Genomic DNA, 20,657 nt, shown 5'->3' on the forward strand with positions numbered 1-20,657 from the left:
ACGGGAAAGGCTATATGTATTGTTTGCATCAAGCTGGCGGCAGGACATGCGCGCTGAGCCAGCTGATGCTATAGAGGACAGATTGGATTTAGTTTAACGACGACCATGCCCGCGATTCGACAACAAATCGCCGGCCCCGGCAGAAACCATTCATAAAATACGAGTAACAATAAACAGGGGGGCTTACAAGTACCAACCAAAAAATTGCACAGGCGCCTTACAAACGCCCATGCATTCCGAATAACTGACCTTACAGTTTAGCTGGTGCTACACACCTGCCGGGGTGAACCTAGAGATGCCTGATACGGGGAGTACTTCAATTATCGGGACTTAAAGTATCTAAAAATACTAATATATAATAATACAGATATATATCCTATCCCCGTGTAGTGCTGGGCGGATTGCAAGGTTGGGTAGACGCGGGTATGTTTTGGAAGCGGTTGAAAGAGAGCTGGTTACCGCTTTTGCCTGGCATGGCCAAAATCATAAATTAAGATGAATTTAATTTTGGAAGGCAGGTGAATTGTTCAAAACATGTGGATTATGATGGCCTGGAGGAAGCGGGTATCCTTGTTCTGCTATTCCAGAAAGACATAAAAAAAAGGAAATGCATGGTGCATTTCCTTTTTGTTGCGTGCGGTATTCGGTTTCCGCCTGGTATAAAAACAAATCAGAAGCCATAGCGACCTGTTTTTTAAAGACGGGTTTTGAACCGAAACAATTCTAATAAAAAGCCACGGTTCTCCGATCCTGCGCTACTGCTTTTTTTCCTTTGAACTGCCAGATGAAAGAAAGCTCCATCGACTGAACGCTGTTGTAACTCGATCTCACCTGCGATGAAATAATATCGTAAGACAATCCCGCCTGCCAATTGTTTCCTGCAACGCCAACGTATGGATAGGTGGCATCGCCGAAACGGTGCCAGAGGCCAAGATCGAAACTCCTGATCGTTTCATCAAGAAAAGCAATACCGTAAACACCGCCAATGGTGTAAAGCGTATTTTGCCCTTGTATCTCTGTGAGAAGCCTTGCGTGAAAACGGTCTTTGTTATCCAGGTAAAAATGCGCACCGGCCTGCACGCTGATCCTCGAATCGAGTGAATAGCTTGAATTGTTGTATACACCTTCCGACGGCCTTGAGGCATGGAAGATGGCAACGCCTGCATCGTATCCCCATTTCGTGAATTCGTTGCTGTAGTGAAGTCCCGCATTAACGTCCCAGTAATTTCTCGACAGAACGGCTACAGGATCTGCGGTTGGCGTTGCGCGCTGGAACCCCATGCTTCCATACTGATCCTGGAACAGGAACTTTCCTGCATCGAGTATGCGGTTTGCATAAGTGGCCATGATGCCCCCGCTGAACACCGATTTCCCTTCTCCATCAAAAGCTACATGATACGCTCCGGCGAATGAGAAAAAATTATTCTTCAGCAAGCCGCCATTCGATGCATCGCTTACCATCGAGAGGCCAAAACCGAGATTGCTTTTGGTATCGCGCCCCGCACTGATGTTTTTTTCGATCGATACGCCTGTTGTGGTAAACGGCGGCACATACGAGCCCCACCATTGCGCGCGGTGAACACCGGCCAGGCGCCAATCGGTTACGCCGGCGCCGGTAAGCGCGGGGTTGAGTGTCATGGGCGCCGCGAAGTATTGTGAAAAATGCGGATCCTGCGCATGCAGTTTCGCAAAACCCGCCAGCATGATGAAAGTATAAACAGCCAGTATACGGTTCTTTTTCATAGCAGTTGTTTTGTGCCTTATCTGAGTAATGTGATGCCCCCCTGTTCAACAACAATGTTGCCGTTCTTATCGATTGCTTCCACATACCAGGCGTATGTATCCAATGGTTGTGCAACTCCGTTGAAGGTGCCGTCCCATCCCGTTCCGCTGTTGGAGGTTTCGAATACTTTTTTACCATAACGGTTGAATACCCTGAACACCTTCAGCTGCGCGCTTACAAGATTTACAAAAAGCTTATCGTTCCTTCCGTCACCATTGGGTGAGAAAACCGTTGGCACATAAATGCTCTTTTCAAACACCCTCACAAGCAATGTGTCAACAGTAACACAGCCGCTTGCTTCCTTGATGGCGATGCGGTATTGCTGTTCTGCATTTGCGCTGACCTTGGGGTTTGCGATCGATCCGTTGGATAAACCCACACCAGGTAACCATGTATACGACGCCCCGAATGTGCGCGCCTGCAACTGCGTTGGTTCGCCAATGCGCGCATCCACCAATGGCATGCGGATGGCAGCAGTGGGCGCAGCTATCGTTATCGGCCTTGTGATACTATCTGCAATTGCAGGGCATTGCTGTGATGACAGTTTCAGCTTCACCGCATACGTGCCCGTTGCCGCATAGGTGAACGAAGCGGAAGCCGTGTTTGCAGCATGCCCGTTGTTGTCTGACCATGTATAGTTCACCGCGCCGTTTGTTACAGATGTGCTGGTGAAATTAACTGGTGCATTTACGCAGTAGCTGTCGAATGAAAACGCCGGCACCGGTTTCTGAACGGTAATTACCGTAACTGTTACAGCAACCGGCGCAGAGGACAGGTTGAACACGTTTGTTCCCGTAATATAATAAACGCCGCTCGCACCCACTGCCGATGGATTGGATAGTGGAACAGTGGCTGCCGCATCGGTATAATAGCGGTAAGTAAGAGCCGGATCGCTTCCCGCCGTAACAGCGGCATCGGTAAGGTCTACCACGGAAGGCGCACAAACAGCAGCAGGGTCATTCGTTTTTACCACGGGCGTTGCAAGTGATTTTATGATCGCGTATACCTGCCCTGTTGTAAAACCTGAAGCGATTGCATTGCCCGAACGGTCTGTGATGCCCGTTGCGGAAGCATTCAGATCAAGCCTTATGGTTCCGTTGCCCGTGCCCGTGCCAACGGTAACTGTATATACCGAACCCGTACCTGTTATGGCCGTGATGACCGCACCGGATAAGCCTGTTGTAGTGAGTGAAAAATCCGTTGCATCCACTCCCTTCACCACATCATCAAAAGCAACAGTGAAGCTGACGCTGGCCGCATTTGTATTGTTTGCATCCGCGCGGTTGATGCTGCTTACTGCGGGATTTGTTTTATCAAAGCCAACCTGTGTTGCATTGGTCGACGCAGTTACGGTAGCCGCTGTATTGCCTGCGAGATCGGTTATTGAAATGGTGAACGGTACAATACCGTCTGTGTCAGTTGGTTTGGTGAGATAACCCGCTCTCCAGAGATTGCCGCCCAGGTCTGTGAGCGCAACCGTTTGCCCCGCAACGGTTACCACCGGCGTCCGCAATGCCTCGTTTGCGCGGAACGTAAGATAAACACTGTCGCCGCTCCTCGCCCATGCTGTATCGTTGCCGTTGGATCGGATGCTGGCCAGCAGAACAACAGGCGCTGTGCGGTCGATGGTAAATGTTTGCCCGGCCACGGGAACAGCATTGTTCACCAGCGGAAAAATGCCATTGTCGTTCACAAAATTCAGTGTCAGTGTTCCTTCGCCTGTACCTGTATAGGAAGTAATGTTCCAGGCGTTTCCGCTACCCGTGATGGCGGTGAGGTATGGATTGTTGATCGACCCCGTATGCGTTACCGAAAAATTACTGGTGGTGATACCGGAAACGGGTTGCGCAAAACTTACCGCATAGGTAACCACGATCGCATTGGTGATTACCTGCCCGGTGGTATTGATGGAAAGCAACGTGGTTTTGGTGGTAAAGGTTTGTGTTCCTCCATAGTTTGTTGCGGTACTGTTGGTGGCATAGGCGCGTACCGAATAAGTGGTGGCGGGTTTGAGCCCCGTAGCCGTTTGCGAAAAAGCGCCGAAGCCATTGCCCATTGCTATTTTTGTATCGGCGAGTGTTGGCGTTCCTGTTCCTTCCATCAAAACAATACCGCGGTCGGTTACCGATGATGCCCCTATCGCCGTTACTTCACCACCCAGTACAGCAGTGTTGGTTGTAACCAGCGATGGCAGTGCCGAGCTCACCGTTGCCCCACCGGTTGTAAAGTTCACAACCGCACCGTAAGCTGTTCCCGACGCATTGATCGCATAGGCCCTTAAGTAATAAGAGGTACCTGTTGCCAATCCCGTAAGCGCCTGCGAAAACACGCCTGTTCCCGTTCCTATCGAAACTTTCGTATCCGAAACAGTAGGCAGGTTGTTGGATGTGGAATACACAACTCCCCGTTCCGTTACCGTTGCTCCGCCGGAAAAACTTACATCTCCCCCTGCGGTTGCACCCGTTCCGGTAACGGCCGATACTTCATTGGTAGTAATAAACGGCGGTACACTTGCCGTGGTAAAACTCGTAGCAACACCATAAGAGGTGCCTATGATATTGGTTGCATAAGCGCGGATATAATAAGTAGTGCCACCCCGCAACCCGCTCAGCACCTGCGAATACGCGCCGTTGCCGCTGCCGATGATGAGTTTGCCGTCGCCTATCGTTGGCGATGTGTTGGTCGTTGAATAAACCACTCCCCTTTCTGTTACCACGGCGCCACCGTTTCCTGTAACGTTGCCGCCCACCAGGGCGCTTGATGTTGTTACATTCGTTACCGTTGTGGTGGTGCTCACATACGGCGCCAGCGTATCTGTTTCAACCGGGTCGGGGATCTGTGCTGCTGCGCGGTTCTGTATCAACACAACCGTAAACAGGAGCAACAGACTCTTAAGCAATTTGTTTCGCATGGTGAGGCCTGTCTTTCTTTGTAATTGTTACAATTCTTTTTATTTCTGTTTGATCGCCTGCCGCGTAACCTTCACAGCATCGTTTTCGAGTTCTGCAAAATAAACACCCGGTGCAAGGTCTGCCGTATACACCCGTATGATCGCTGCGTTGGGTGCTGCGGTAAAGACCCGAACCACGCGGCCAGTCATGTCGAGCAAACGCACATGCGTCTGCTTCGCAGATCTTGCCCTTACGCCAAGCTGTACCACCAGTTCGTCGCGGAACGGGTTCGGTACGATCTTAACATCCGCTGAAACATCTTCCTGCACCGCTGTTGTTTTTTTGAAACCAACACCAAGCTCAAAACGGTTGTCGCCCTTACTGAGACTGTCCGATGTGATGGTAAACGAATAGCTGTCGTTAACCGCGTTCAAAGGCGTTTCTGTTCCCAGGAACTTATCCCGAAGGGTCAACTGCACATTCGAAGGCATATTGTAGGATGCAATGCGGAAACGGAACACCTCGCCTTCTATTTTTGTTGTTATACCGATCGGTATGATCTCTTCCCTGTTGAATGAATCGCTGCGCGAATCGATGCAGAGTTTTTTATCGTCGGATGAAAGGGTGTATGCATCCAGCAATTCATTGGCCAGTTTCTCGCCATCGTACCGGTCATCGCCCTGTGCATGTGCATCGTTGTCCCACCGCAGTTTGATATCGTCCCATGAACCTCTACTGTTTTCAACAGACAATGTAAGTTTTGAAACAGCGCCCCCTCCCATTACCGCTAATGGCGAAGCACTTGTTGCTTTTGCATTTTCGGTAAACGAGATCACGTTGCCCGGTGCCTTCGACTGCACAAAGAATGCACCGAATGCCGGGATGATGATATCCGTGGTGCCATCATTTGTGTAAGCATCCAGTCCGCCGCGAACTTCCTGCGAAGGTGTGGAGGAGATGCCCGCATTCTTGAATGGATTGTATACATAAATGGTAGCCCCAACACCATTTGCCCCGCTATTGGAAGCAAGTGAAACATTGCCGTTGCTTTTCAGCAATTTGATATTGATCGGCGCCGCATACGGGTTACCTACAAGGTTAAACGATGTGCCTGAAACGTTTGCGCCGAGTTTGTATTCCAGCGTGCCCTGGTTGAGAACACCGGTTGCATTTGCAGCAAAGGCCGATGGCTCATTTACATTCGGATAGGTGCCGCCAAGCCCTTCGGTTCCTTTACCGCGCACCAGCGCAAGAATACCCCTGCCCACGCTCCATAATAAAGTTGACGTAGTATTCGGTGCATTGCTCAACGGTTTTTTGAACTGTGCCGCTGTGTTTGCCGATGAATCGTAATAAGAAACGGAAGCGGTTGAATACCCGAGTCCCGAAACAAACCCTGTGCCGCTGCCGCTGATCGCAAAATCATCTGTGAGCTGGCTCAGCGGAAGTGGTGTATTGAACGGGTGTGCGAGCGTGCGGTAACCGCGCTGCGCCTGCATCCATCGCTCGGCCGTAACCTGCCCGCTGATCACCGTACCGGGCGCGAGCGGCGCTACGCTTGCTGTTCCTGCCGCGGTAGATTTCAAAACAAGGTTGTCGCCGGTTGTAAGCGTGCCCGCATTCATGGTAAGCACACCTGTTACATGCTGCGTATTGCCCGTTCCCGGAGCAATAGCAATGCCGTTTGCATTTGCGCCTGTAAAATGGTGCATACTGCCGCTGCCACTGATGCCTTGCGCCGCAGTTCCATTGAACACGAGGTTGCCCGTTCCGGTAAATGTTCCGTTGTTTACCATATTGCCCGTAACACGCAGGTCGGCGCCAGATAACTGCACCGCTGCACCGCTGTTCACTGTAATGTTTGCGATTGTTTGGTTGCTGCGCACAACAGGCGATGGAAGCAGGTTTGTGATCACTGTTCTTTTGGTGTTGTCAGGAACGCCGTTTGTCCAGTTGCCCGCTGTTGTCCATGCATCGCCCGAAGCAGGCGACCAGGTAGTAACCGGTTTTACAAAAGAAACAACGTAGTTTTTATTGGTCACGCCATCCGCTGCGGTTACATCCAGTGAAAGGGTTGAAACATCGCCGGTGGCAGGCACAACCGAATAGGCGCCGCTGGTTACAACATTGTTGTTTGCTTTGATGGTGGAACCGATCTCCGCAGCGGTTGCCGTAAATGCCACCGAAGAAACATTCTCGGCGATGGCTATCGTATAATTTCTAACATCCGGATCGAACGCAGGTGTGAACGCTCCTGCCGATACCACCAGGGATGTAAGGCTGGCATTGTTTGAAACAGGTCGTACCACATTTAAATAATAGTTCTTTACAACGATGCCATCCTGTGCCGTAACAGCTATGGTAACAGCATTGTTGCCCACAGAAACAGGTATATCGCCTGAGAATGTTCCGCCCGGAACGATCGTTCCGTTTACCCGTATGGTTGACACAAGCAACTCCGGTGTCGGGTTGATCTTTATCGATGTAACCGTACTACCCACCGTAGCAGTATATACCGTTGTGGCCGCATTGAACACCGGTGCAAGCAGCCCTGTACTTAGTACAATACTTTTCAGGTTTGCATTTGGCGAAACGGTGATGTTGAGATTGGCAGATGTATATGCGATGGTGTAATTGCCCGGCAGGCTCAATGTGCCCTGGTCGATCGTATGTGGACCGAGCCCTTCGCCCGGCGTGCGGGAAAGCGCGCCCGAAAATGCATCGCCTGTGGCCAGCGCGGGTGTAAAGGTGTAAGTAAATGATGGATCCGCATCTCCATAAACTTTCGTTTTCGCGTCGGCGCTCACGTTGATCGTTTTCTTGCCGATGGTAAGATCTGCGGGGGTATAGTTGATGGTATAATCGGACGAAAGTGCAAGCGTACCCTGTTGTATCGGGTAAGTACCCAAAGCTTCGCCCGGTGTTCTCGAAAGCGTACCGGTAAACGCATCGCCTGTAACAAGCGCCGGCGTTGACGTATAGGTGAACACAGGATCTGCATCCGCGTATGCCTTGTTCTTGGCGCCCGCAGTTACGTTGATCGTTTTCTTACCGATGGTAAGATCCGCAGAAGTATAACTGATGGTGTAATTAGACGAAAGCGAAAGCGATCCCTGCTGTATCGTATGCGTGCCGAAATGTTCGCCTGCTGCTCTTGTCAATGCCCCGCTGAAAGCATCACCGGAAACAAGCGCCGGCGTAAATGTATAGGTCAGGGCAGGATCTGCATCTCCGTAGGTTTTGTTTTTTGCCTCAGCCGTTACGTTTATTGTTTTTTTGCCGATGGTAAGATCTGCAGGAACGTAGCTCACTGCATAGTCGGTTGAAAGCGCCAGCGACCCGATCAAAATGGAATACGTTCCAAAATTCTCTCCCGCCGTCCGTGTTAATGCGCCGCTGAATGCATCACCGGTAACCAATGCCGGTGTTGTGGTATAGGTTAAAGCCGGGTCGGTAGCTCCGTATGTTTTTGATTTTGCTTCGGCCGTTACGGTAACCGGTTTTGCAGTGATCGTTCCTGTTGTTGTTAAAGATCCTGCGGCAATTGTGTAATTGTCTTTCTGCGCGCCTGCCAATGCAAGCGCCGATACCGTAACAATTTTTCCAGTGCCCGCGGTCTTTGTATTGTAGGTGGCCGTTCCGCTTATCGTCACAATGTCGCCACCATCCACACCCGCAAGTGAAAAGTTGGATGCAGCCGTTGTTGCGTCGGTGTTACCATCATATGGTTTGGTGATGGCAGGCGAGGCATTCAATGTTGCCGTAATGGGTTTTGCAGTGATGGCACCCGTTACGGTTGCGGTGGTGGTTGATACGTTGTAGTTGTCTTTCTGCGCACCCGCCAGCACAAAGCTGCCCGCCGTGATCGTTTTACCTGCCCCCGCATTTTTCGTGTCATAGTTTGCGGTTGCCGACACTGTTACCGCATCGCCGCTTTCAATTCCTGTTAAAGAAAAATTAGATGAAGCCAGTGCAGCAGTGGTTGAGGCATCGTATACTTTCGTGATCGCCGGCGATGCATTCAATGAAACAGTCACTGCTTTTGTTGTGATCACACCTGCAACGTTTGCCGTTGTGGTAGCAAGTGTGTAATTGTCTTTCTGCGCGCCGGCCAAAACAAAACTGTTTACCGTAATGGTTTTGCTGTTGCCTGCATCTTTTGTATCGTAGCTTGCCGTTCCGCTCACCGTTACCGCATCACCGCTTTCCACGCCGGTGAGTGCGTAATTGGCGCCTGCGAGTGTAGCCGATACCGATCCGTCGTACGTTTTGGTGATGGTTGGTGTTGCACTCAATGTCAGCGTAATGGACTTAACCGTAATGTTTCCGTTAACGGTTGCAGTGGTTGTTGTCAGGTTGTAATTGTCTTTTTGCGCGCCCGCCAGTGCGAAACCATTTACAGTAATGGTTTTACCGGTACCGATCTCTTTTGTATCGTAGGTTGCTGTTCCGCTTACGGTTACGGCATCGCCCGATTCAATACCGCTCAGGCTGTAGTTGCCGCCGGCCAATGTTGCTGTTGTTGTTCCGTTGTACGCTTTTGTAATAACGGGCGTTGCATTCAACGAAACGGTAATGTTTTTCGTGATGATGTTTCCCGTAGTGGTTGCGGTGCTGTTGCTTACACTGTAATTATCTTTTTGTGCACCGGCAAGCACAAAAGTACCGGCTGTAACCGTTTTGCCGCTGCCTGCATCTTTTGTATCGTATGTTGATGTTCCCGAAACTGTTACCACATCGCCGCTTTCAATTCCTGTTATGGAAAAATTAGAGGATGCCAGCGTTGCCGTTGTTTGTGCGTTGTATGTTTTGGTGATCAGCGGGCTTGCGTTCAGGCTTACCGAAACAGGTTTTGTTGTGATTACGCCGGCAACATTCGCTGTGGTGGTAGATAATGTGTAATTGTCTTTCTGCGCACCTGCCAGCACAAAACTGTTTACCGTAACTGTTTTGCTGTTGCCTGCATCTTTTGTATCATAGGCGGCCGTTCCGCTCACGGTTACTGCGTCGCCGCTTTCTATACCCGACAGTGCATAGTTGCCTGCGGCCAGTGTAGCGGTAAGGGACGCATCGTATACCTTGGTGATCGTTGGTGCCGCATTTAACGTGAGTGTAACGGGTTTTGCAGTGATGTTCCCGTTAACGGTTGCCGAGGTGGTGGTAACGTTGTAGCTGTTTCTTTGTGCGCCACCCAAAACGAAACTGTTTACGGTGATCGTTTTTCCCGTACCCACGTCTTTGGTATCGTAATTTGCCGTTCCCGTAGCGGTGAGCACATCGCTTCCCACCACTGTGTTGAACGTAAAGTTGGCGTCGGCAAGCAAGGCGGTTGTTGAACCGTTGTATACTTTGGTAATGGTGGGCGTGGCGTTGAGTGTAATCGTAATGTCTTTTTTCGCCACAACAATATCCTGTGTCTTATCCGTTGCCGCCAGGTAGCTCGTGTTACCGGGTTGCGATGCGGTGATGGTTGTGGTACCTGCTCCTGTTATGTGGATCTTGCCCGACACGATCGTTGCAACATTCAGGTTGCTCGACTGGTAAGAAACCGTTAGTCCCGAACTGGCCGTTGCGCCCGGATCAATGTCTGCATCGCCGTAGGTTGCACCTGCAAGCGCACCAAAAGTGATTGTCTGCGCAGCTTTTGGAACTGCGCTTGCATCCGATGTTTTAGCGCTTTCATTTCCCAGGTCGTCTGCTGCGGAGATGCGGTAATAGTAGGTGGTACCGTTTGTAAGACCGGTATGCGTAAAAACGGTACCCGATGTTACCGTGGTGAGCAATGTATTCGGTGAAGAAGTGGTTCCGCCGTAAACATTGTAACCGCTGAGATCGGCGTCTATATTAGCGGACCATTTGACCACGTTCTGCTGGTCGCCCGCCGCAACGCTGAAACCTGTTGGTGTTGCGGGCGCGGTATGGTCGAGGCTGTAGGTCTGCCCGCTTGTAAAAGATGCACCCGCAGCAGGTGTAATACCTGAAGGGCTTGTAAAATCGAGCCGTAGGTTTCCATCGCCGGAGATGCCTGTTACGGGAACCGTCCACGTAGTACCCGACCCGGTTGGCGTTCCCACGGTTCCATCTGCGGTGCCGGTTTTAACCAGGGTGAAGTCACTTGCATCCACACCGGTAACGCTGTGCGCGAAGGTAACCGTATAACTCAGGCTCGTTGCATTGGTCCTGCTTGCCGTAACGCGGTTGATCGAGGAAACGCCGGTGGTTACGTTGAGCGTAAACGGCACCGTTGCAGATACACAGCCCGTAGTGCTGTTCTTCAGCGAAAGGTCAAAATTATAGGTACCGGGGTCTGGTGATGGTATGGTGATGGCTACGGGACTTGCACCCAAAGCCTGGTTGGTAACCGCTGCAAAACTGCCCATCGCGTTTGGAGAACCTGTTGCAACGGAGTATTGATCGGGCGACCCCGTTGTTGTGCTATAAGGCAGGTTGAAAGAAGTTGCGCCGCCGGCAACACTGCTGATCGTACCCAGTGTAATGGTCGGAACAACGTTGGCTGTTCCGCTCACGGCAACTGTTTTGCTTGTTGCACCTGTTGAAGATACGGTGATGTTACCGGAGGGCGTTCCGGTTGCAGACGAGCTCATCCTGGTATAAATGGTAGTGGTTGACACCGAGCCACTCGACGGTGTAAGTGAAACAGAGGAACCAAAACCGGTGCCTGATGAAGTGGATACTTCAAAACCCGTTGGTGGTGTCACTACTAGATTGGCTGTAAGATCGGCGCCGGACACAGTGAACGATTGCTCTGATGAGGCAGTGCCCGCACAGGTGGCAAAAGCATTAAGCGTGCCGGTGGTAACAAGGGTTGGTGTTGCTGCTGCTGTTGCTGAAATATCCCATACAATCGAGCCGTTATTTGGTGTATTGACAAAGGCAGAACCTCCGTTCGAAAGCCTGATGGTGGTGTTATTAAGTACGGTGGCGGTAAATGCAGCAACACCGGCGCTCGTAGAGAGGCCAGTATTTTTTGTGACCGAAGTCAATTGCCCGAAATTCCCGCCTAAGAAAATAATATCGAAATATAGGTTGGCGCTAATGCTTGCTCCCGTTGTTCCGGTTACATTTAAGCTCATCTGTGAGTTGGTGGCATCAATAACAAGTTTGAAGAAGGAACCTCCGAGCTGGAATTCGACCGAACTGTTGATCGGGGTCGCAAGCTTAAAGTTCGCGTTCGCCGCCGTTGCGATTTTAGCCTGCGTGCCCGTGTACTGCGAAAAGACTTGATGTGAGCATGATAAGATTAAAAGCAGGAAAATGAGTGTACGTGTTTTCATACGTAGACAGTTCAATAAAATTGATTAATAAGTGCTAAAGCCTGTAAAACTTCGTGTTTGGGCCTAGAGCCTAGCAAGTCGGGGGGACATGAACAGCTACGTAAGATCATTCTCTTTTCTTCAGATCACATTTCCAGGCCGCACGAGAATTCGCGCAATAATAAGATTTTTTTTTATATCCCGATTAATGCAACTGGGTCTTTTAAACACTTCTTAATGTTGATTAATCGCCCTGATCTTTTATCCATTGAAAATAAACAGGTTATAATTATTTCGCCAATAAGCAGGTAGCTCCGGCCGGCGGATTCTTTGGTTCCCGGAAAAAAAAAGGAGCTGCATAACCTTTTAAATGGTGATGCAGCTCCGCACAAATATATTTTACGGCCGTGGTGGATAGTAGCCTACCAGGCATATAATATAAGTAAGCGCCGCCCAGGGCTGCACCGCTGTAGATACGCCGCCGGCTTTGCTGAGGTCAACCGGCATCACAACCGGCTGCCCGTTACCCGCGCTGCCCGTAACGCCACCGCTGGACGTGGTTCCTTTAGCCGAGATCGTAGTGTCGGGCGTATTTGAGGAATAAACGTTCACAGGGTAATTGACAACGCCATCAGTATAGTTTCCAACACCAAACACAGAGGTGGTCTGAGGTGCACTCTGGTCGGCATCTCCCCCCGCATACGCCGGAAGATTTACCATCATCGGCAAACTTGGTACCGCGTGGCTGTGTTGCGGCATCTGGCTGGCGTTGAGTGTAACGCTTCCCACACCCATTCCGCTGAACGAAACCGGATTGTTTGCGTTACCGCCCGATTTACCAAACTGGAATTGGGTGGTGTTGTCTACACCAACTGCGACGCGTCCATTAAGGTTTGGCAGTTTGAAAGTACTGGTACCATCGCCGCCATAGATGGCGCCGATCAATGAAAAAAGCGCCTGGTTGCCGTTAACGGTTAGTGTTTGGCCGCTACAAGCCAGCCAGCCATCGGGTACCCAGTTACAGGGCCATAGCATAATTGTTCCTACATAAGCTTCCATAAAGCATGATTTTGGTTAAAAAAATAATTGAATGAAAAGATTACTTTTTCTGCTGCAAAGCAGTACCAAAACGTGCGCCTATGCCAATGCCCAATGCAGATAACTTTCCACCGCTGATGATGCCTTCGGGGATCTGAACCACGAGTATGCGTATTGTTTTGCGGTCTTTACAGATCACAAACACGCCATGGTTGATATCCGCATGCACAACGGTACCGGCAACCTGCCCCGGGTAATCGGGTGCTTCGGCAGGAGAAACTTCCAGTATGCGCAACGGCATGCCGTTGAGCCATGTTAATGCGCCATGAAAATTGGGGTTGCATGCATTCACGATTCGTTGGATCTCGTTTGAATCATGTTTGTTCCAATCAATTTCAAGCGCATCGTTACCGGGCCTCGTATGGTACGATGCTTTTGTTTCATCCTGCGCGGTTAAGCGCAAGCCTGCGTTAGCTACTGAATTGAGTAACCCGGTAACAAGCTTTACTGAAGCCATGCCGGATCTTGAAGAACACATTCCAAGTGTTTCGCCCTGTATGGCAGGAAGCGTAACACTGCATGCAATGCCGCCGGTATCAAAACCTTCGTCTATGCGGTGAATGGTCACACCCGTCTGCTTTTCCCCGTTGCGCAACTGCCAGAACAAAGGCATCGGCCCGCGGTAAGCAGGTAATACACTGAAATGCACATTAAAAAAACCGTGTGGTGGAAAATTCAAAACCGAGGGGGGGATCTTCCAGGGGAAACCGAACACGATCGCTATGTCGACCGCTGTCTGAGACAATGTTTCGAACAGCGTTGCCGAAAAATTTTCTTTTTTGCAGGCTATCACTTGTAAACCCTGCGCCTCACTCCAGGCCCTGACCGAATTCACTTCTTCCTCATCTCTATCCGGTACCATCAACGCTGCCAGGAGATCCTGCTTCCGCAATTCCATCAATGTTGCCAAAGAATATTTTGTGCTGGTGAGCACAAGTACCCGCATGTAATTTCTTTTATCAACACAATATATAGAACATATTTGATTTATGAAAACCAATTTGTTTTATTTTACCGTTATGAATCAGCTAACGCTTACCGAGATCAACACCATACAGGACAACGCCCTGCAAACGATGCTAACCGAAACATTGCCGGGCCATCATTACAAGGCCGCGCATGCGCTTTACGATGTTTACGCGGCCATTACCGGCGTAACGGCGTTCGATCATTCGCGCGATGCCGCAAACCTGCCAACGGGCGTGGCCATTTCCTCCAGCGCCGCGGCGCATTGCCTGCTTGAGTTTGGAAGGACGACCGCTTTTCTCAGGGGCATCCGAAAAGCCATCACAGATCTGCAGGAACGTTTCCCCGGCGAGCGTTTGCATGTGCTGTACGCGGGGTGCGGGCCGTATGCGACCCTGCTTACACCATTGCTGCGATTGTACGAACCCTCGTTGCTCAGTATAGACATGCTGGATATATCAACGCGATCCATCGAATCCGTCAAACACCTGTACGCAACACTTGGCCTGGAAGCGTATGTGAACGATTACATCGTTGCCGATGCCATTTCTTACCAGGTGAACAAAGACCGTCCCGTTCATTTGCTCATCTCCGAAACACTCAATGCCGCATTGCGGAACGAGCCCTTTGTTTCGATCATGCAGAACCTTGTTCCGCAGCTGGCCGAAGGCGCAGCCGTTGTACCGCAACAGGTGGTGGTGGATGCAGTGTACCTTAACATGAAGGAAGAGACAAAACGCATGACCACACCCGGTATGAAAACCGAACGTATCAATGCGGCGAGGCTGGCCTCATTCGACAAAGAACACCTGGCAACGCCGGCGCCCGTGAGTTTTGTGGTTCCGGGGATATATCCCATTGCCTGCACCCTTTACCTGCTTACGCTGATCGATGTGTACAAGGGCGAACGGATCCAGGAAAACGAATGCAGCCTTACGATACCGATGCGCGTCAAGCTCTTCGGTGCGGCGCCGGGAGATGAAATAAAGATGAGTTACCGCGTAAACGAAAAACCGGGTTTCGTTGCAGAACTGGTGAAGCGTTAAACAGCTTCCAGTGCAAGATCGAGTTGTTTGATGAGCGCGTGTTGGAACTGTTCAAGCTCTTTCAATATCGTTCGATGGCGGGTGATCATTCGCTGCAACTGCAGCTGCGCATCTTCGATCTCACCTGCCTGTTTTTTTTCCTTCGCCACGGCAAGGCATTTTTCCATCCTGCCTTTTTCATGGTCGAGCAAATAGATCTTCATTACAAGATCATCAACGGTTTGGGAAGGTCGGTCCGCCATGTGTATCACACCCGCATCGTACACGGAATTTGCAAGTTTACCAAATGCATCGTTGGCCTTTGAGTGCGCGCAGCCGAGCAGTTTCCTGCGGGCATTGACATTGCAAAAACCTTTTCGTTTTACGTGCAGCGATGCAAGATCCTCCACCTCCCCTTCCAGGTGCCCGATGATCTCTGTCACTTCTTCGTGCATCAAGGCACACGAAACAACCTGGTAAGCCGATAATTCTGCCCGCCATTGCAGCAGTTGCTCCTTTGTACAGTTGATGGTTGTGCTCATAGTGTTCTTTTAGTTCACATCCTTGTAAAATGGATCCCGGCTTCTGCCGGCACATAATTGATGTACAGTACAAACCTTGGCTTGTCTGCATTATTAACCGTACTTCCGTGCGGCAACGCATGGTGCCAGATGATGAGATCACCGGCATTTGCCGCGATCTTTTTTGGCCCGAGTTGTTCAAGATCCTGCTCGCGCGGATCGGCACCTTGCGGCAGGGCAGACAACCAGTCTCCTATCACTGCATGAAACCCCGGCACCACGGCAAGTGCGCCCTGGTTGTCACTTGTATCGGCGAGGTAAAGTATTCCCTGTGTTGAAAAAGGCATCGGTGTTTGCAGCGCCGCGTCCCAATGCAGGCGATGTCCCTGGTAAGTGGCTGCTGCGGTTTCAGGAGGATTGAACCCGGCGCTGTCTGTTTTCAACCAGATGTCTTTCCGCTTCCACAATTGTTCGAATGCAATGCGTATGCGCCGGCTGTTCCTGATCTTTTGCAGGGCGGGGTGATGAAACATATCTACCTTGATCCCGTTCACACGCAGCTGGCCGCTGTACCAGGTGGCAGGGTCGTATTGATCGATGCCGAGAAATGTACAGACCGCATCTATCGCATCGGCACATTCGGCGCGGGGCACGATGTTTCTCGCGATCACATAACCATGGGTGTTCCAGTGTTCGATGTCGGCGGGCGTGAGCACCGCCTCCTCCGCATCATCGCTTCTATAATCGGGCCTGCCGCCGTGCAAGACCAGGTTGTTGAATTTCTGAACCGTTTCCTGCGAAGGCGGGCCCACGGTGTCAACGATCCATCTCTCCATTTCTTCCAAGGTGGGTTGTCGTGAAAAAATGAAGGACAGGGTTTGCGCAATTTCCAATCCAAGTGCGCTTAAGAGAATGTTATCGGTTGCCCATTCATCCTGTTTGATTGCGGGTGGAAGTTTGTTGTCTTTGTTGAGCAAACTTTTTTGCAGGTATCGTTTCAGGTGCATGATACCCAACGAAGACAACTCCGATGATCCGGGCAATTCGATATGTGCGAGGTTTGTGTTCACAAATCAATTGATAAGATATTCTAATGTAAGATAAATTATGAAATGTTGTTTGTGTTGTGGCAGGAACCAGGAATATGGAAATGGGTCAAAATCCTCACGTGCCCTCGGCCAGGGTCAATGAAGTTCAGCGCTGTATACTGTTATCATCAAATGTTAAGATCCGCGCCGGAGAATGAACATCACTGGCAGAACGTAAGAAATGTTTCCACGGTTTGAACGCTTTCTTCGATGGTGATGGGCTTGGTTATATAAGAGTGAGCCCCCAATGCCATACATTTATCGCGTTCGAAAGGATTGATCGATGTGGAATAGATAATTACGGGAACATCACGGAAACGATCGTCGGCCTTGAGTTTGCCGAGCGTTGCGGTTCCGTTCATCAGTGGCATATTCAGATCGAGTACGATCAGGTTGGGAACATGGCGGGCTTCTGCGTATTCATGATCGAGCCGCGACAAAGCTTCCTGGCCATTGGAAACAAAAGCCGCCACATCATCTCCTGTACCCAATTCCTGGAGCGCTTCCCGGATGACCCATTGGTCTTCCGAGTCATCATCTATCATCATGATCTTATAACGATCCATTGTTTACAATTTAATATCTACCGGTAAGTTAATATAAAAAACAGACCCTTCTCCTTCTGTTGAGTTTGCCGAAATCTTTCCACGGTGAAGTTCGGTAATCTTTCGGCAAATGGCAAGCCCCAGGCCGGTTCCGCCATAATGGTCGCGGCTGTGCAAACGCTGGAAAAGATGGAACATTTGCTCGAGGTATTTTTCATCGAAACCAATACCGTTGTCTTCAACGCATATCTCATACATGCCGGCTTTCAGGGTACAGGTAATGGAGATCTCCGGCTCTATACCCGGGTGGCTGAATTTTACAGCATTGCTGATCAGGTTTTCGAAAAGCTGCCGCATCATCCTGCCATCGCCCATGACCACCGGCAGGTTACCGACGGTTATTTTTGCGTTTTTCTCCTGGATCAGGATGCCGAGATCCTGCAGCGCAACAGCCACCACTTCGTTCAGATCGGTTTCTTTGAACTGGACCTGCGCTTTGTTTACCTGTGAAAAAGAGAGAAGGTCGAGTATCAGTGTCCGCATACGCATGGCCGAGTCCTGCATGTTTTTCAGGAAGCCCTTGCCGGTCTGGTCGATCCCGTCTGCATATTTCTTCTGTAAAAAATCACTGTAAAAAAGCAATTTACGTACCGGCTCCTGCAGGTCGTGCGAAGCGATGTATGCAAACTGTTCAAGCTCTTCGTTGCTGCGGTTCAATTCTCCGATGATCTTCTCGAGTTGTACCTGGTTTTCCTGCAGCTGTGCCTGGGTTTGCTTTAGTTCAAAATTGTCTTTTAAGGTTTCTTCGTATACTTTCTGTGCATGGATATCTACGATGTAGCCGATCCAGTATTGCGGCACTCCTTTATCATTGATAAAAGCGGAAAGCGACACCTGGTGCCACAGGAACACATCGTTGATCTTGTGTTTTAACCTGGCCTGTGTTTGTATTGCTGAAGGGCCTGCGGGTACTTTGGATTCCAGCAAATGCATGAAAGAATGAACATCATCCGGGTGTACCACTTTTTGCCAGCCGTTTGTATTTAAACTGTTCAGCGTTTCGCCGGTGTAGCGCAGCAGCCATTCATTGGCATAGAGCAGCTTGCCACTGAAATCAAGTGAGAAAATAATCAGGGGAAGTGAGTTTGTGAGCGTGCGGTACTCGGCTTCACTTTTCTGGATCTTTTCGGAAAGATCCTGCAACTGCTCATTTTTTCTTTTCAGTTCTTCGTAGGGAGAGATGGGCGGTTCGTTGCGAAATACGCTGCGCCACTCGTCCAGCTTCTGGATATCGATGCGGAAAGGAGGTGCAACATAGAAATAAAGTTCCACTGTGGTTGCATTGGCTTTGTCAACCAGTTCGTATTTATTCACGAGCCGCTTTGCATATGCAAGGCCTTCGAGTGATTTTTCGCTGTGCTTTTTTCCATCCTGCAAACGGGCCACAATGTATTTTTCGTGGCTGCCCGTATCGATGCAAAGCGTAAGTGTACCTTTCTGCCTGCCATCGATGATGCTGCGCGAAACTTCTGAAACGGCGGTAGCGAAGGTTGTTTGTGCCGAGAGTGAAAGACAGGCGAGTTCGGCCAGTTTCATGGTCCGTTTGTGGGCCAGGATCAGGTCCAGTTCATTCTCCAGCGTAACCTTTGCTATCTCTTGCATGTTAATTTATTTTACAGGCCATCACAGACATATCGTCCGTGTGCCTGGCAAAATCCTTGATCAGCGCAGCCAGCAGAACCGAATAATCGTATCGCAGCACTGATGGAAATTTAAGCATATCCCAGCGCGACTTCAGCCCATCGCTGCACATGATCAGCAATTGGCCTTTTTCGTAAGGTGATTCCTGCGCATTCAGGGTATTGGGCACATTCAACCCAATGATTCCGTTGTACGACATATGATTTTTGGGCACAGCGCCGTTGTACATCCTGGTGCTGATGTTGCCCACGCCACAAATACGCCAGGTAGCGGCCTTCACGTCGAAAACCGCAGCGGTGCCAACAAGGCCCCTCGATTTTTTCACCTCGCTGTTAAGGTAGCGTATAATCTGCACCGGATCCGGGTCTGTGAATTTTTGAAAGGCATCACATGCCATCGTTACTGCTTTTTCCGCTTCCGGTCCGTGCCCCAATCCATCGCCAAAGAATAATTTGATATGCTGTGGGGTAGTAACGGAAATAAACCTGTCGCCGCAATATTCTTCACCGGGTTTGGGTAGTGCCAGGTAGCGTATATCGGCTTTGGGCGGTTTCCGGAAATTGGGCATCTCCTCATTAAACACACGAACCAATACGATCGTTCCCCAATTGCGTTGCGAATATACCTGGAAAACCTGCGACAGCCGTTTGATCGCTCCCAGGCCCTGCCCGAGTGAGCCTTTGGTTGAAACACCATCCTCCATTACCCGGTTCACATCGGCGATACCGGGACCGCTGTCTACTGAAATGATCTCTATTCCCTGGACCTCGGATTCTTCAATGAGTTTGACAAACAGTTGCCCGCCCCCGCCATGCCGCACAAGGTTTGACACCAGTTCTGCGACGACGATATCGATCTCTCCCACTTTCCGCTCAGTAAACCCCGCTGCTGCAGCCTTTGCGTGGATCTCTTTTTTGAGAATGGAAAAATAACTTCTGTCTTCGGCTTTGTAGGCAGTATGAATTATGTTAACCATTCTTCCATTTAATAATTGAAACCGTTGTACCAACACCTACTACACTTTTGATATCGAACTCATTCACCAGTCTTTTGGTACCGGGAAGACCTATGCCCAAACTTTTTCCGGTTGAAAATCCGTCTCTCATAGCCTGTTCTAAATTGGGAATGCCGGGGCCGGAATCTTTGAAGATCAAACGGATGCCATTGTCTCTCCCTTCTGAAATAACTTCTATCGTAACCTGGCCGCCGCCGCCGTATTTGAGCATGTTGCGCACCAGTTCGCTCGCGGCGGTGATCAGTTTTGTCTGGTTCACCAAACTCAACCCTATCTTCACCGCGTATTCTTTTACGCGGCTCCTGAATGGAACCACATCGTACTCCTTGTCAATCTGCATCTGGTCTTTATTCAGGACTATCTTCATCTTCTGCAGGTTGATCCACTTCTTGTGAGCCGATTTTTGCTACCAGCAGCTCCATCCCTTTCTCAACATTCAGCGCAGTATGCACACCCTTCAGTTCCAGTCCCAGTTCTATCAGTGTAATGGCTACGGCAGGCTGCATGCCTACCACAACCGTTTCGGCATCCATGATGTGCGACATGCTCCCGATATTGCCAAGGATCCGCCCCATAAAAGAATCAACGATCGAAAGGGCCGAGATATCGATCAATACGCCACGCGCTCCTGTTTTGTTGACCATCTGTACAAGATCAGATTCAAGGTTGGTAGCCAGCCTGTCGTAAAGATCTATCTGTATGGTAACCAACAGGAACTTCCCCATCCTCAGAATTGGTATCCTGTCCATA

13 protein-coding genes are annotated in these 20,657 nt (G+C 50.2%); 1 reads left to right on the forward strand and 12 read right to left on the reverse strand.

Annotated features, from left to right (window positions below; genetic code table 11):
- Positions 1–723: 723 nt before the first annotated feature.
- The 5 genes from GWC95_RS05950 to GWC95_RS05970 all read right to left on the reverse strand — a co-directional run bounded on the left by GWC95_RS05950 (position 724) and on the right by GWC95_RS05970 (position 13,992).
- Positions 724–1,743: a PorP/SprF family type IX secretion system membrane protein gene (locus GWC95_RS05950; protein ID WP_161817776.1), complete on the reverse strand. Its 1,020-nt coding sequence runs from the start codon at positions 1,741–1,743 to the stop codon at positions 724–726.
- Positions 1,744–1,760: 17 nt separating this feature from the next.
- Positions 1,761–4,694, reverse strand: coding sequence for a gliding motility-associated C-terminal domain-containing protein (locus GWC95_RS05955; RefSeq protein WP_161817777.1), 2,934 nt, complete (start codon positions 4,692–4,694; stop codon positions 1,761–1,763).
- A 39-nt stretch (positions 4,695–4,733) separates the two neighbouring features.
- Positions 4,734–11,768 (reverse strand): YDG domain-containing protein, encoded by a 7,035-nt coding sequence (locus GWC95_RS05960; protein WP_161817778.1) that lies wholly within the window; start codon positions 11,766–11,768, stop codon positions 4,734–4,736.
- A gap of 579 nt (positions 11,769–12,347) precedes the next feature.
- Positions 12,348–13,007, reverse strand: a complete 660-nt coding sequence (locus GWC95_RS05965) for a phage tail protein (RefSeq protein WP_161817779.1) — start codon at positions 13,005–13,007, stop codon at positions 12,348–12,350.
- Positions 13,008–13,047: 40 nt separating this feature from the next.
- Positions 13,048–13,992 carry a methionyl-tRNA formyltransferase gene (locus GWC95_RS05970; protein WP_161817780.1) on the reverse strand — a complete coding sequence of 315 codons (945 nt, stop codon included), beginning with the start codon at positions 13,990–13,992 and terminating at the stop codon, positions 13,048–13,050.
- Between the two features lie 73 nt (positions 13,993–14,065).
- Here GWC95_RS05970 and GWC95_RS05975 point away from each other — a divergent pair, with 73 nt between their 5' ends.
- A complete protein-coding gene (locus GWC95_RS05975) occupies positions 14,066–15,058 on the forward strand; it encodes a hypothetical protein (RefSeq protein ID WP_161817781.1) in 993 nt (330 codons plus the stop codon).
- Here GWC95_RS05975 and GWC95_RS05980 read toward each other — a convergent pair.
- The 7 genes from GWC95_RS05980 to GWC95_RS06010 all read right to left on the reverse strand — a co-directional run bounded on the left by GWC95_RS05980 (position 15,055) and on the right by GWC95_RS06010 (position 20,656).
- Positions 15,055–15,579, reverse strand: coding sequence for a hypothetical protein (locus GWC95_RS05980; RefSeq protein ID WP_161817782.1), 525 nt, complete (start codon positions 15,577–15,579; stop codon positions 15,055–15,057). The genes GWC95_RS05975 and GWC95_RS05980 overlap by 4 nt on opposite strands.
- A 14-nt stretch (positions 15,580–15,593) precedes the next feature.
- The gene (locus GWC95_RS19885) at positions 15,594–16,628 is read right to left on the reverse strand and encodes a phytanoyl-CoA dioxygenase family protein (RefSeq protein ID WP_161817783.1); all 1,035 of its coding nucleotides are present in this window, start codon (positions 16,626–16,628) and stop codon (positions 15,594–15,596) included.
- Positions 16,629–16,807: 179 nt separating this feature from the next.
- Complete coding sequence (locus GWC95_RS05990) at positions 16,808–17,212, reverse strand: response regulator (RefSeq protein WP_161817784.1); 405 nt, start codon at positions 17,210–17,212, stop codon at positions 16,808–16,810.
- Between the two features lie 3 nt (positions 17,213–17,215).
- Positions 17,216–18,853 (reverse strand): sensor histidine kinase, encoded by a 1,638-nt coding sequence (locus GWC95_RS05995; RefSeq protein WP_161817785.1) that lies wholly within the window; start codon positions 18,851–18,853, stop codon positions 17,216–17,218.
- 1 nt (position 18,854) lies between these two features.
- Positions 18,855–19,868, reverse strand: a complete 1,014-nt coding sequence (locus tag GWC95_RS06000; protein ID WP_161817786.1) for an ATP-binding SpoIIE family protein phosphatase — start codon at positions 19,866–19,868, stop codon at positions 18,855–18,857.
- On the reverse strand, positions 19,861–20,274 hold the full coding sequence (locus GWC95_RS06005; RefSeq protein WP_161817787.1) for an anti-sigma regulatory factor: 414 nt from the start codon (positions 20,272–20,274) through the stop codon (positions 19,861–19,863). The genes GWC95_RS06000 and GWC95_RS06005 overlap by 8 nt, the downstream gene beginning before the upstream one ends.
- Positions 20,255–20,656 (reverse strand): STAS domain-containing protein, encoded by a 402-nt coding sequence (locus tag GWC95_RS06010; protein ID WP_161817788.1) that lies wholly within the window; start codon positions 20,654–20,656, stop codon positions 20,255–20,257. The genes GWC95_RS06005 and GWC95_RS06010 overlap by 20 nt, the downstream gene beginning before the upstream one ends.
- Between the last annotated feature and the right edge of the window lies 1 nt (position 20,657).

Origin of the sequence: Sediminibacterium roseum (genome assembly GCF_009939005.1) — a bacterium.
Classification (GTDB): Bacteria; Bacteroidota; Bacteroidia; order Chitinophagales; family Chitinophagaceae; genus Sediminibacterium; species Sediminibacterium roseum.

Coding starts and splice junctions, on each gene's coding strand:
- GWC95_RS05950 (WP_161817776.1), bottom strand. CDS start 1,743: ATGAAAAAGAACCGTATACTGGCTGTTTATACTTTCATCATGCTGGCG.
- GWC95_RS05955 (WP_161817777.1), bottom strand. CDS start 4,694: ATGCGAAACAAATTGCTTAAGAGTCTGTTGCTCCTGTTTACGGTTGTG.
- GWC95_RS05960 (WP_161817778.1), bottom strand. CDS start 11,768: ATGAGCTTAAATGTAACCGGAACAACGGGAGCAAGCATTAGCGCCAAC.
- GWC95_RS05965 (WP_161817779.1), bottom strand. CDS start 13,007: ATGGAAGCTTATGTAGGAACAATTATGCTATGGCCCTGTAACTGGGTA.
- GWC95_RS05970 (WP_161817780.1), bottom strand. CDS start 13,992: ATGCGGGTACTTGTGCTCACCAGCACAAAATATTCTTTGGCAACATTG.
- GWC95_RS05975 (WP_161817781.1), top strand. CDS start 14,066: ATGAATCAGCTAACGCTTACCGAGATCAACACCATACAGGACAACGCC.
- GWC95_RS05980 (WP_161817782.1), bottom strand. CDS start 15,579: ATGAGCACAACCATCAACTGTACAAAGGAGCAACTGCTGCAATGGCGG.
- GWC95_RS05990 (WP_161817784.1), bottom strand. CDS start 17,212: ATGGATCGTTATAAGATCATGATGATAGATGATGACTCGGAAGACCAA.
- GWC95_RS05995 (WP_161817785.1), bottom strand. CDS start 18,853: ATGCAAGAGATAGCAAAGGTTACGCTGGAGAATGAACTGGACCTGATC.
- GWC95_RS06000 (WP_161817786.1), bottom strand. CDS start 19,868: ATGGTTAACATAATTCATACTGCCTACAAAGCCGAAGACAGAAGTTAT.
- GWC95_RS06005 (WP_161817787.1), bottom strand. CDS start 20,274: ATGAAGATAGTCCTGAATAAAGACCAGATGCAGATTGACAAGGAGTAC.
- GWC95_RS06010 (WP_161817788.1), bottom strand. CDS start 20,656: ATGGACAGGATACCAATTCTGAGGATGGGGAAGTTCCTGTTGGTTACC.